Genomic DNA, 13046 nt, shown 5'->3' on the forward strand with positions numbered 1-13046 from the left:
TTCTATTCCTATTCCTTTCGGTCAAAAAGCCCAAAGGTCATTGCCTCACTCATTTTGATGTGAACAATGACTTTTGGGCTTTTTATTTTTAAAAGGGGGAACCAACTTGAAATTACTAGAAGAAAAAATTAATGCTGATGGAAGGGTTTTAAATGAAAATGTTCTAAAAGTAGACTCCTTCTTAAACCATCAGATTGATCCACAACTGATGAATGAAATCGGAAAAGAATTTGCCAGGCTTTTTCAAAATGATTCGATTACGAAAATTGTGACCATTGAATCGTCCGGGATTGCCCCTGCTGTAATGACTGGTTTACATATGAACGTCCCTGTTGTTTTTGCCAGAAAAAGAAAGTCAGCTACCCTGATGGAAGATTTACTAACAGCAAGAGTTCATTCCTTTACAAAAAATGAAACCCATGACCTTTCCATTTCTAAACAATACATTACTGAAAATGACCGGGTGCTCATCATTGATGACTTTCTTGCAAACGGCCAGGCTTCTCTGGCATTGGTTAAGATGGCAGAACAAGCGAACGCGGTGGTTGGTGGAATCGGGATTGTTATCGAGAAATCTTTTCAGCCAGGTGCAAATTTGCTGAAACAGGAAGGTTACAGGGTTGAATCATTAGCAAGAATATCTTCCTTATCAAATGGTGAAGTTAAATTTTTAAATGAAGAAGCGGAGGAGTTAATCAAATGAAACAGCAGCCTTTAAAAATTGCCTCTTTAGGTATTCAGCATGTGTTAGCCATGTATGCCGGTGCAGTTATTGTTCCTTTAATCGTTGGTGGAGCACTTAAATTCTCTGGAGAACAATTAACCTACTTAGTATCTATTGATATTTTAATGTGCGGCCTGGCTACGCTTCTGCAAGTTTGGCAAAACCGTTTCTTCGGCATAGGATTGCCAATTGTACTTGGCTGTACTTTTACTGCAGTTGGTCCCATCATTGCGATTGGCGGACAATACGGACTTTCAGCTGTTTACGGCTCTATCCTCATTTCTGGCTTAATAGTCATTCTGATTTCGCAATTTTTTGGAAAGCTGATTAAGTTCTTTCCTCCCGTTGTTACAGGTTCAGTTGTTACGGTCATTGGCATAACTCTCATCCCTGTTGCCATGAACAATATAGCTGGCGGCCAGGGAAGCCCGGACTTCGGCAGTATTTCCAATATCAGCCTGGCTTTCGGAACACTTCTTTTTATTATTTTGCTCTACCGTTTTACTAAAGGTTTCATCCGTTCTATCTCCATTTTATTAGGATTGGTTGTTGGTACACTTGCAGCATCACTAATGGGTAAGGTGAATTTCACTGCAGTAGCCGATGCTTCATGGTTCCATATGGTTCGTCCATTCTATTTTTCTACACCATCGTTTGAACTAACACCTATTATTACCATGACGCTGGTTGCCATTGTAAGTCTCGTAGAATCTACAGGAGTTTATTTTGCACTTAGTGATATCACTGGCAAAAAATTAACGGAAAAAGATTTATCAAAAGGATATCGTGCCGAAGGTCTTGCCATTATTCTGGGTGCAGTATTTAATTCATTCCCTTATACTACATTTTCACAAAATGTTGGTCTCGTTCAGCTTTCAGGTGTAAAAACGAAAAATGTCATTTACACAGTGGGCGGGATTTTAATTGCTCTTGGATTTGTTCCAAAAATCGGTGCTTTAACAACTGTTATTCCTACTCCTGTTCTTGGAGGAGCAATGGTGGCCATGTTTGGAATGGTTATCGCTTATGGAATTAAAATGCTAAGCAATGTAGAGTTTGCATCCCAGGAGAACCTATTAATCATCGCTTGTTCCGTTGGTATGGGGCTTGGTGTAACCGCGGTTCCAGAACTATTCGCTCATCTGCCGGAGAGCGTAAAGATTCTTACGAACAATGGAATTGTTGCAGGCAGCTTTACCGCTATTTTCTTAAACATTATTTTCAATGTGATCAAGCCTGCAAAACAATCTGCTAAAACAGAGGGCCAGGCGGCTGCGTAATTCTTTTTAAAAGCAAGAGAGGCTCGCCAAATTGGCAAGCCTCTTTTAACATTCTAAGCTTCTAAATTTCCTTTAAGGACGCGGAGAAGTTCTTCTGCAGAAACCAGCGCTTCCCCTCCTCCCTGGGCAAAGGTTTCATTCCCTCCGCCTTTTCCATTGATGAACGGGAATGCCGAAGATGCCAACTCTTTCATATTTCCTTCTGCATTTTTTCCTTTCGCACATACAAACTGTAGCTTGCCATCATTTTCTGCGACTAAAATAACCCTCGATCTCTCATTTAAAGCTACCATGATTTTAGCAAGTTTTTGAAGCTCCTGAATGGTACGGTTGGCAAATATCTCTGCAACCTGTCCATCATTCCTTGTTAATAACTCCGCTCCTTCATATTGAAGAAGGGATTCTTTTGCTGCTTCTAATTCTTTTTCAATTGCTTTTGTGCCATTCAAAATTCGGTTTATGGCTGCAGCCATATTTTCTTCTGACGCATTCAGCAAAGGACTTAATTCAGTCAGGATCTTATGTTTCTGAGAAAGCTGCGTTCTCACACGGTTTCCGCAAACAAAGCGTACTCGTGTATTCTTTTTTTGCTTCTCCCAATCCAGAATCTTTATGGCCGCAACTTCACCAGTGGAGCGGGGATGCGTTCCACCGCAGCCGTTATAGTCGTAATCAGGAATAATCACCAGCCTGATATCCTCTGTAACTTTCAGAGCTTTTCTCAAGGTGTACTCTGAGAGTTCATTCTCGCTGACCCATTTTGTCTCGATTGGACGGTTTTCAAGGATAATTTGGTTTGCCATTTCCTCTGCTTTCCATGCGTCTTCTTCCGGCAGCTGTTCAATATTCAGATCGATCGTAATGTATTCTTTCCCTAAATGGAAGCTGACTGTTTTATAACCAAACATGTTATCAAATGTTGCAGAAAGAATATGCTGTCCTGAATGCTGCTGCATATGGTCAAAACGGCGGTTCCAATCGATTTCTCCCTGTATGTCCGTCCCTTTTTCCAAAGGTCCTGTGATATAGTGACGGATTTCTCCATCTGTTTCTTCCACGTTTTCAACAGGAACCCCGTTTAAGGTTCCTGTATCATGTGGCTGGCCTCCCCCGGTTGGGTAAAAAGCTGTTTCTTCTATAACAACATACTCCCCAACTTCATCTTGGCCTGTTTTGATTATTTTGGTAATGAAGTTTTTCCTATAGGCATCTTCGTAATATAATTTATTTTTCAATGTATGACACTCCTAGATATGTACTGGTTATATTTTAGCACTTTCTAATAGAGAAAACCCGGTTAACGCCTGAAGGCTGAAATCAAAAAAAGAGCAGCTTCATTAGCTCTGCTCAGATCGAAATTGGAGGGAAACTAAAAAATAAGAATTCCCATTTAAATAACTCACATAAGAAACTAGCAGAAAAGCTGCTTTCCCTGCATCTGAAGGATTCACCATATACGCGGCTGCCGGAGTATGAATTTGAAGGGTTGAAAAAAGGGGTTATATGTGAAAAATGCGGATCATTTTCTGTGGTGGTACAGAGGTATGAGATTAAATGTGAAGAATGTGATTTTGGAGAAAAAGTTGAGAGGTCAGTTTTAAGAGCTGTAGATGAATTTAAGTTGTTGTGGCCAAATCGCAAAATCACAACAAATGAAATTTATGAATGGTGCGGGGGAAATGTTTCTAAAAAGAAGATATTAAGAGTCCTACGGAAAAAACTTTAAAATTAATGGTGTCGGCCAATGGGCTTTTATGAATAATTTTAAATGTTTGAAGACCTTCCATCTCTCTTTTTCTATTCGTTTGTCTTCGGCAACCCCAACTACACCTCCTACAGGCTCGATTTGCCATTAATTTTTAGATATTAAGGACATTGAACATTCCCTTTTCTATTTGTTTGTCTTCAAGAGCGCCTATTAAAGACATTCTCTTTCTCTTTTTCTATTAGTTTGTCTTTAATAATACCTATGTATATAGGGTCATTGTTTATTTTCTTATAAAGGGGATCACTTCTATAATCCCCCTCCCAGCACATCGGCTTGTTTGATTCCGTTAACATAGGGTAAATAACAAGCATCACTTTAAAAGGAGGAAACAATCATGAATGACGATCAAACAAAAGGTAGATTCGATAAACTTAAAGGTGATATGAAAGAGGGCTTAGGTAAGCTTTCCGGGAATGAATCCATGGAAGCTGAGGGTAAGGCAGACCAGGCTAAAGGTTCTGTACAAGGAAAATACGGTGATACAAAAGAAAAACTCGCAGATAAATTTAACGATGCTGTTGATCGAAACAGATAAATAAATACAAGTATGAAAGGAGCAAATCACCAGATTTGCTCCTTTTTTTATGTTTTTCCACATTTTTCCTAAAGAATGGAAAATATGCCAAATAGATTATGTTTTTACCATTGACATATGGGGAAAGTGATAGGTGTAAGCAAGATCAACCAAAATTTATAAAAGACATCGGAGGTAATGACTAATGAGTAAAAGAGTATTAGGCGTTTATAATTCTAGTGATGAAGTGATTCCAGCTATCGAAAAATACCGCAATCAGGGATATTCAGTAAGCGATATGTCAATCGTATCTAATTCCAATGACTTCCCTTCTTCTCTTCAATATGAAACGGGCGTTTCTAGCGAGGATATTGATGAGACAAACGGGACTCGTGAGAACAAGGGATTCCTTGACAGCCTAGTTACAGCGTTTGAAGGCAATACCAATACAGGCGAAGGTACATCCTACTATGATCACTTTGTTGGTTTTGGTATTGATGACGCCGCGGCACGTGAGTATGAGAACGATATTAATTCTGGTCGTATCATACTTCTAGGCGACACCAATGCAGGGAACTTCACAGACACTACTTCTGAAACAGTTCCTGGTACAGCCGCAGGTGCTTTCACTGGAACAACTTCTCTTGACCGGACAGGCCTTGAGTCTGACACTCTCGATACTGACGAAGAGCGTTCCCTAAAGCTTCGCGAAGAGCAGCTGGATGTTTCTAAAGAACGCGTCCAAACTGGCGAGGTTGAGGTCCACAAAAATGTGGTTGAAGAGCAAAAGAGAGTCAATGTCCCAGTTGAGCGTGAAGAAGTGTATGTTGAAAGACGTGCTGTTGATGGTGATGATCTCGATACCACTCCATTAGGTGATGACGAGACCATCCGCGTTCCAATCGTAGAGGAAAAAGTTGAAGTAACGAAAAAACCAGTCGTTACTGAGGAGCTTGTTATCGGTAAAAAGAAAGTTACTGATACCGAGCAGGTAGTTGAAAATGTTAAGCGTGAGGAAGCTAGCGTAGAAACTGACGGAGAAACTGATGTGGATGACTCCACTCTTAATCGCAACCGTCGGGATAATGACCGATTCTAAATTAAAATAAAAGGCTGCCACCGGCAGCCTTTTCTCTATTCTAATATGCTTTTGCCCAATAAACCATCTTCTCTGCCCCTTTTCCACAGCACAGACAGCTTTCAGAAACCTTTTCCTGTTCAAATGGCATGCAGCGTGAAGTTGCTCCTGTTTCCTCTTTAATTTTGTCCTCACATGCCCGGTCTCCGCACCACATTGCTTTTACAAAGCCAGGCTTATGTTCAAGACTGTCTTTTAATTCACCGAGGTCCTTAGCTATGCTAGTATTTTCTTCGCGATGCGCCTTTGCACGATTATAAAGATTGGACTGAATATCCTCAAGCAGCGAGGTAATTCTCTCTTCCAGCTCAGATAAAGGAACAATCACCTTCTCCAAAGTGTCCCTGCGAACTAAAACTACTTGTTCTTTTTCGATATCCTTCGGTCCTGCTTCAAGCCTAATTGGAATACCCTTCATTTCATATTCGTTAAACTTCCATCCAGGCATTTTATCGCTTGCGTCGATCCCAACTCGTGCTACTCTTCCCAGATTCTTTTTTAATTCATAAGCGAAATCAAGAACGCCCTCTTTATGCTGAGCAATAGGGACAATCATAACCTGGATTGGAGCCGCTTTTGGCGGAATAACCAATCCTCTGTCATCACCATGGACCATGATCATGGCACCGATTACACGGGTTGTGAATCCCCATGAGGTTTGCTGAACATGCTGCAGCTTGCCTTCCTTATCTGAAAATTGAATTCCAAAGGCTTTGGCAAAGCCATCACCAAGATGGTGTGAGGTGCCCGTCTGCAACGCTTTACCATCATGCATCAAACTCTCAATGGTATATGTAAATTTGGCGCCTGCAAACTTTTCCTTTTCCGTTTTTTGACCTTTTACTACAGGGATTGCAAGGATATTTTCGCAAACATCCGCATATACGTTCAGCATTTTAACGGTTTCTTCCAGAGCTTCCTCGTCAGTAGCGTGGCATGTATGGCCTTCCTGCCATAAAAACTCTAGTGTTCTTAAGAATGGCCTTGTTGTTTTTTCCCATCTAACTACATTCGCCCATTGGTTGTACAGCTTTGGAAGATCCCTGTATGAATGGATGATATTTTTATAATGCTCGCAAAATAACACTTCCGATGTTGGTCGGACAACCAACCGCTCAGCAAGTTCCTCTGATCCTCCATGTGTAACCCATGCTACTTCAGGAGCGAATCCCTCAACATGATCCTTCTCTTTTTGCAAAAGGCTCTCAGGTATAAATAACGGCATGTAGACATTTTCATGCCCTGTTTCCTTAATCCGTGAATCCAGTTCGTTTTTGATATTATCCCAAAGTGCATAACCATAAGGACGAATAATCATAGAACCACGAACGCTTGAATAATCGATTAAATCCGCTTTTGTCACCACATCGGTGTACCATTGGGCGAAGTCCTCTTCCATCCCGGTAATATTTTTTACAAACTCCTTAGCCAAGTGACTCACTCCGTTTCCTTTTTGTTAAAAAAAACCTAGCATTCGCCAAGACCTTTTGGCGGATGCCATAGTTTTTCTGATGTGATCAGAATTTGTGGAAATATATTCTAATTAGCTAAAAAACAAAAAAGCCCCGCTTTACAATAGGGACCAAATATGGCGGTACCACCCTAATTTGCAAAGCAAAGCTTAACACTCTCGAATACGATAACGGATTTTAACCCGCACAGACCTTCACACTTGTCCGGTCCGGAACTCAGGGGCAGGTTCAAATGTCTGTCAGTGGAAGCTTTGCACCATTCAGCTTCCTCTCTGGAAAAGACACGCATCATTTTACTAATCCCCGTCGGCGTTTCAATATGATTATTTTTCCAAAATTATATGCAATGGAAAAACATTTGTCAAATTTTCTTAAAAAAAATTATTATTTTCTCCTATTAAAATAGTGTTCGTAATAGCTTTTTTGTTAGTACTGTTTTTTTCGCAGCATAGAACCTTCCAACTGCCAAAACAACGCTGCTAAGGAGTCACCGCCCATTCCGCTAAAAGTGAATTTAGCTAGCAAACTTAGTTTCGTGCCAGGAATGATCAGTAAGAACTGCTTTCAATTTTTAAAAGATATATCAGGCTTGGGCGGTTTTTCGTGTTTAAAAGAATTCCATTGGTCAAAGCCAACCAAAATTACCAGGACAGCAGATAAACCAGCAGCCATTCTATATTTGTTTTTCGCATTTATTTCACCGGTTCCAATTTCTTCTTTAAAAATTCTATAAGCTGGTTTAAATTATTCGTTTGATAAATAAATTTCTGCTGGTCAAAAACAAAATAGGCCGGCACTTCGGTAATCGGGAGATCAGGCTGCTGTTTCTTTAATTCTTCCAGTGTACCTCCCAAACTGCGCATTTTATCCAGTTTCATAGTTAAGTCACGGGGGATTTTCGTAATCGTACTAGTCGGAAAATTACCTGGCAGGAGCTCAATAATTGAGTACTTCCCACTTCCCCAAGGTAAAAATGGCTGGTAAGAAACTTTTTGGCCAATATTAATCCGTGTAATATAAGTAGCATTTTCTTTTCCCCAATCCGCTTTTATGACAAAAACAAAACTCCAAGGAAAATTAGGCACATCAATAAAAAGTCCCTTTTTTGAACTAACCTTCTCATTGGTATCGATATTCCAAACTTCTATGCTTTCTTTATCTGGCTTTTTCGCGAACTTAACGTGTAGTTGCTGAAATGGATCTACCTTTGGCGTAGGCACTGGTATATCATAAACAGCCCGGGAAAGTTCTTTATCTTTTTTTACCTTACCATGCCAGGAATAGCTGGCGAGGGCATATTTAAGGTTAGTGCCACCTACACTAATTTCAGGCTTTGGCGGTTTTTCATGCTTATATGTATTCCATTGGTCAAAGGCAATTAGGACAACTAGAGCCACTGAAATTCCAATGACCCATTCGATGATTTTTCTTTTAATTTCTCATCCCCCCTATAGGAGATTGTACCATTTATTTACATAAAACTATTAAATTTTTACACTAAAAAGTGCAAGTAACCTGTGCAGAAGAACGCTAAAATTGCCAGCTCATGAGGCAACGCCTTCAGACCCACATCCCCGAAAAAAGCTAAAGCCTTTTTATCATGCGATGCAGATGCTTCCGAAGCTCTCCTTGTCCTGTTGGCCTCCGTTAGGAAAATCATAGTTTCCTTAAAAAACAAAAAACCAGTCCCATAAAGAAACTGGATTATCTTTAAGACCTTGCCTTGGCAGTGCCTTTATTTTTAGAAAGCAGATATAAATAATACAAAATGGAAAAACCCACGGAGCAGGCTGCGGTAATGTAGATGCTTCTGTACCCGAGTTGATGGCCGATTTGCCCGAAGACCATGGCGCCGACTCCAATTCCAAGGTCAAAGAAGGAAAAGAATGTGGCAGTTGCCATTCCCCTTCTGTTCGGAGCTGAACTCTCGATCGACCACGCCTGCAGAGCGGGCTGGACAGACCCAAAGCCTAAACCATACAAAACTCCTGCTGTGAAGAGGACCGGATTGTTTGGAAGCCACGCGAGCAAAAGCATTGCAACTAAAATCAACAGGGTACCCGGGATAAAGACCGCTTTATGTCCCCTTTTATCATAGAGCTTCCCTGCGAAGGTCCGTGTCACCATAAGTGCGGCAGCATAAAAAAGGAAATACCATTGAATCCCGCTAACATGTTTTTGTGCTGTATATAAGGGAAGAAATGAGGCGATTCCCCCAAAGGTTACTGTCATAAAAAATAATAAAAACGAAGGCTGAAGGGCGCTCTTTTCGTAAAGATCGAGTTTAACGGCTGCCTTGTTTTTGTTTGGTTTAGCCTCAATTTTTTTAAATTTTATACGTGATGATAGCAATAAAGCCATTAATCCCAAACCCGCGCTTATTAAAAATAATTGCATAAAGCTTAATACGCCTGAAAGAATTAATCCAAGTGAAGGTCCAAATGCAAGTGCCAGATTACCTGAGAGGCCGTAATAACCCATGCCCTCTCCTCTTCTGCTTGCTGGAATCAAATCAGTTGCAATGGTACCGGAAGCTGTTGTCGAGAATCCCCAGCCTAAACCCTGCAGCACCCTTAAAGCAAACAAAAAAAAGATCGATGCCGCAAACCCAAACGAACCAACGGTTAAAACAAAAATGGTCAATCCAGTTAAATATACAAAAGCTCTTCCCTTTGTCTCAAGCGCATGGCCGACGTATGGACGGATTAGCAAAGCAGAAAAAGTAAATATTCCTACTACAAATCCAATTAGCTGGTCATTCCCCCCAAGGCTTTCAACAAAAAGCGGAATGGTTGGAAGAGTCATTTGAAATCCGAGGAAAATGAAAAAGTTGGCCAGGCATATTAGAATAAAGTCTTTTGTCCAGATCTTCTCCTTCACTTCACCAGAATGGGGGCTTTCTTTTAATAATGGCTGATTCATCCGTTTCGCCTTCTTTTCATTTATAATCGTATATTTTACAGGAACTTAGTTATCGTTACTATTAAAATGTTTCGGATTCCGTAATTTCCTCTCTATGAACTTATTTACGATTTTCAAGTTTATATATTAGATATTTCTTTAAAAAATTTATATATTTTATCTTTCATTGCAAGGTTTGCCGGCACTCCATTTTTAGAAGGCAGCACTCCGTTTTGAAGATCATTAATGGTTAAGCCGAAACTCATTTGCAGATGAGGATAGTCCTTAAACTTTGCCCAATCGCCGCCCCATTCAAATCCTAAATTTTTGGCTATTTCCACAACTTCCTTCCAGTCACTTTTGCTGTTTCCATTTCCGTCGTAATCCATATCCCAGATTAATTGTTCGCCTTCAGGTGCGGCAAGAGCAAAATCAATGGCAAGCCCATAATTATGATAGGACTCTCCGCCCCTGGCATTAGTAACTACATTTCCATCAGTTGAACGCCCTTGTGCATAAAGAGCATCCTGATCTTTGGCGCTTCGGAAATCATCAGTAATCACTACCCGAATCCCTTTTCGAGCTGCTTCATTTACAAGCAGTTTAGACTTTACTTCAACTAAATCATTCAGTTTGGTTGGCATTGGCACTTTTTTGGGGGACTGAGTTTCGAGGGAATTGAAAATAAACAAAATTGGAACAATAAGGAAGAGAAAGGTGACGAGCCATTTTCCTTTTTTGTTTAATTTCATTATTATCATCCCTTTCTTACTTATATTAAATATCTTTTATTTTTCACCAAGAAAAAGGACCCTGCAACCAGGATCCGTAATTGTTATTCTATTAAAATACCATTTTTCCGCAAAAAAGACTATTTAAAGTCATAGTTCTTCAAGATTTTACCCGCAATAAGTCGATACCCGTCGTCATCTAAATGAAGAGAATCGCTGAAGTATTGTTTCTTGTTCTTTCCCTTAAATAATTCATTAGTCGAGATAAATTTTACATTATCATGAGATGCAGCCAGCTTTTGAATGGATTGATTCCAATCATTGATATATTTTTCAATATGGTGATGCCCCTCTGGATATGGATTGTAAAGTCCTAATAAAATGACAGGTGCATTTTTATTTGCCGTTTGAAGAATCTTTAAAATAGCATTCATATTGTCCAGATAATCTTCCTTGGCCGCCTTTATTTTTTCTGGATGAAGCTCGGACAAATCCCCTCCATTACTGTGGATAAGGTCATTGGTTCCGATGAAAACAATAAAATAATCCGTTTCGTTTAAATGGTCTTCGGTTTTTACGTTTCCCAGTTGTTTTAACACTCCTGAAGACTCACGGTTCACTACTCCATAATTTAAAATCTGGTAGTCAGTACCTTGATGTTTCTCATTTAATTCCTTCTGAAGCTGGCCGACGTAACCCTGTTCCTTTCTGTCGCCTTTTCCGTATGTTAAAGAATCTCCAAATGCCATAATTGTTTTTTGTTTTCCTTTGGCTTCGGTATGATCAAAAAAAGTAACGTACGAATATACTCCGACAATGACAGCCACCAGCAGAGCCAAGATGGTAAATATTTTTTTCATACTAATTCCTCTCCTGTTGTTTACAATTCTGTGAAATAATAATTTATACCCATCTTTATAAGAAACTATCCAATAAAAATAAGTTTTATTATTCTAATAAAGGGGCATTCAATGTTATTGTGGTATAATCTTCAACAAAATACATTTGTGCGCAGGTGATGGACGATGGTTAAAGAAGAAGTACAATTAAAGAAAAACATAGGATTTATGGTAGCAGCCTCCCTTGTGGTAGGAACAGTTATCGGTTCGGGTATTTTTATGAAGCCAGGAATCGTCATCTCTTCCACCGGTAACTCAACTCTAGCCTTATGGGCATGGGTTATTGGCGGCATTATTACCCTAGCAAGCGGACTGACCATTGGTGAAGTAAGTGTAAAAATCCCTAGAACCGGCGGTTTATATGCCTACGTTGAGGAAGTTTATGGAAGCATGTGGGGCTTTTTATGCGGATGGATTCAGACTCTTATTTACGGTCCCGCAGTTATTGGCGCCCTTGGTCTTTACTTTGGAGAATTAGTGGCAGGCATGTTCAACTTACCGCAAAGCAGTAAGATTATCATTGGTATTATTACAGTTATCTTCCTTTTTATTTTTAATATGCTAGGAACGCAGTTTGGCGGTCTAATACAGAGCGTGTCAACAGTAGCAAAATTAATACCCATTGCCATGATCGCCGTTTTTGGTTTAGCAAAAGGACATTCCCCTATTTTTAATATGAGCAGCGGCAGTACAGAAACGCTGGGAATGGGAGCAGCAGTACTTGCTACTCTTTGGGCATATGATGGCTGGATGAATGTAGGATTTATGGCCGGAGAAATGAAAAATCCAGCTAAAACTTTACCAAGAGCGATAATAACTGGAATCTTGGTCGTAATGGCTGCTTATTTGAGTGTTAACTTTGCTATGCTGCATGTACTGCCAGCTGAAAAAATAGTTGAGTTAGGACCGAATGCTGCAAAAGAAGCGGCCAATATCCTTTTTGGATCAACAGGCGGTAAACTGATTGCAGTGGGAATCTTAATTTCTATTTTTGGATGTCTTAATGGTAAAATCCTTACTTTCCCTCGTATTCCACTGGCCATGGCAAAGGAAGGACAACTGCCGGCAGGCAAGTATTTATCTCATATCAGCCCAAGGTTTAAGACACCTATTCGTGTTACCTTCATGGAAATCGTGATTGCTATTATTATGATGCTGGCTGGAAATCCAGACAGGCTCTCTGATATTGCAATATTTTCAGTGTTTTTATTTTACGGACTAGCTTTCTTTGCGGTCTTCTTATTAAGAAAGACACATAAAAGCGAAGGTACATATAAAGTACCTCTATACCCTATAACACCAATCCTTGCAATAATCGGAGCTATATATATATTGGGAAGTACTATTATGAAAACTCCCCTTGATACCTTTATTTCAATCGTTATTACATTAATCGGACTTCCGGTCTATAAGATTCTGCAAAAGAATAAGCAAAATTCCGCTGCATAAAAAAACGAAAGCGGCTGTTTAGCACCTCTTCGATGAGATAAACGAAACACGGAGAACTTTGCGATTCGTTATGACTTAAGGAGAAGTGGGATGGGTCACTTGAGCTAGATTAAGATACATTTAGTTGATAGTGATTACCGATTTTACGAAGCAAACAGAAAGGCTGCCAG

12 protein-coding genes and 1 other annotated feature are annotated in these 13046 nt (G+C 39.9%); of the genes, 6 read left to right on the plus strand and 6 right to left on the minus strand.

Annotated features, from left to right (window positions below):
- Positions 1–106 precede the first annotated feature (106 nt).
- Both AC3WR0_RS10240 and AC3WR0_RS10245 read left to right on the plus strand, forming a co-directional pair.
- Complete coding sequence (locus AC3WR0_RS10240; protein ID WP_492552224.1) at positions 107–703, plus strand: xanthine phosphoribosyltransferase; 597 nt, start codon at positions 107–109, stop codon at positions 701–703.
- A complete protein-coding gene (locus AC3WR0_RS10245; RefSeq protein WP_492552225.1) occupies positions 700–2004 on the plus strand; it encodes a nucleobase:cation symporter-2 family protein in 1305 nt (434 codons plus the stop codon). The genes AC3WR0_RS10240 and AC3WR0_RS10245 overlap by 4 nt, the downstream gene beginning before the upstream one ends.
- Positions 2005–2057: 53 nt before the next feature.
- Here the strand turns inward: AC3WR0_RS10245 and AC3WR0_RS10250 are convergent, their stop codons facing one another.
- The gene (locus AC3WR0_RS10250; RefSeq protein WP_492552226.1) at positions 2058–3239 is read right to left on the minus strand and encodes an alanyl-tRNA editing protein; all 1182 of its coding nucleotides are present in this window, start codon (positions 3237–3239) and stop codon (positions 2058–2060) included.
- Between the two features lie 251 nt (positions 3240–3490).
- On the opposite strand from AC3WR0_RS10250, the gene AC3WR0_RS10255 reads away from it, so the two are divergent.
- The 3 genes from AC3WR0_RS10255 (at position 3491) to AC3WR0_RS10265 (ending at position 5385) form a co-directional block, all read left to right on the plus strand.
- A complete protein-coding gene (locus tag AC3WR0_RS10255) occupies positions 3491–3730 on the plus strand; it encodes a hypothetical protein (protein ID WP_492552227.1) in 240 nt (79 codons plus the stop codon).
- Between the two features lie 376 nt (positions 3731–4106).
- Entirely contained in the window at positions 4107–4307 is a 201-nt protein-coding gene (locus tag AC3WR0_RS10260; protein ID WP_492552228.1) for a CsbD family protein, read from the plus strand.
- Positions 4308–4491: 184 nt separating this feature from the next.
- On the plus strand, positions 4492–5385 hold the full coding sequence (locus AC3WR0_RS10265) for a YsnF/AvaK domain-containing protein (RefSeq protein WP_492552229.1): 894 nt from the start codon (positions 4492–4494) through the stop codon (positions 5383–5385).
- 40 nt (positions 5386–5425) lie between these two features.
- Here AC3WR0_RS10265 and proS read toward each other — a convergent pair whose 3' ends face one another.
- The 5 genes from proS to AC3WR0_RS10290 form a co-directional block, all read right to left on the minus strand.
- Positions 5426–6823, minus strand: coding sequence for a proline--tRNA ligase (gene proS, locus AC3WR0_RS10270; protein WP_492552263.1), 1398 nt, complete (start codon positions 6821–6823; stop codon positions 5426–5428).
- Between the two features lie 175 nt (positions 6824–6998).
- Positions 6999–7215 (minus strand) — a binding site (T-box leader).
- A gap of 373 nt (positions 7216–7588) precedes the next feature.
- Positions 7589–8293 (minus strand): hypothetical protein, encoded by a 705-nt coding sequence (locus AC3WR0_RS10275; protein WP_492552230.1) that lies wholly within the window; start codon positions 8291–8293, stop codon positions 7589–7591.
- 313 nt (positions 8294–8606) lie between these two features.
- Positions 8607–9818: an MFS transporter gene (locus AC3WR0_RS10280; RefSeq protein ID WP_492552231.1), complete on the minus strand. Its 1212-nt coding sequence runs from the start codon at positions 9816–9818 to the stop codon at positions 8607–8609.
- A 119-nt stretch (positions 9819–9937) separates the two neighbouring features.
- Positions 9938–10549, minus strand: a complete 612-nt coding sequence (locus AC3WR0_RS10285; RefSeq protein ID WP_492552232.1) for a M15 family metallopeptidase — start codon at positions 10547–10549, stop codon at positions 9938–9940.
- A 119-nt stretch (positions 10550–10668) separates the two neighbouring features.
- Complete coding sequence (locus tag AC3WR0_RS10290) at positions 10669–11388, minus strand: DUF459 domain-containing protein (RefSeq protein WP_492552233.1); 720 nt, start codon at positions 11386–11388, stop codon at positions 10669–10671.
- 165 nt (positions 11389–11553) lie between these two features.
- On the opposite strand from AC3WR0_RS10290, the gene AC3WR0_RS10295 reads away from it, so the two are divergent.
- On the plus strand, positions 11554–12876 hold the full coding sequence (locus tag AC3WR0_RS10295) for an APC family permease (RefSeq protein WP_492552234.1): 1323 nt from the start codon (positions 11554–11556) through the stop codon (positions 12874–12876).
- The last annotated feature ends 170 nt before the right edge of the window (positions 12877–13046 follow it).

This window comes from Neobacillus sp. FW104-15D2 (genome assembly GCF_058790155.1).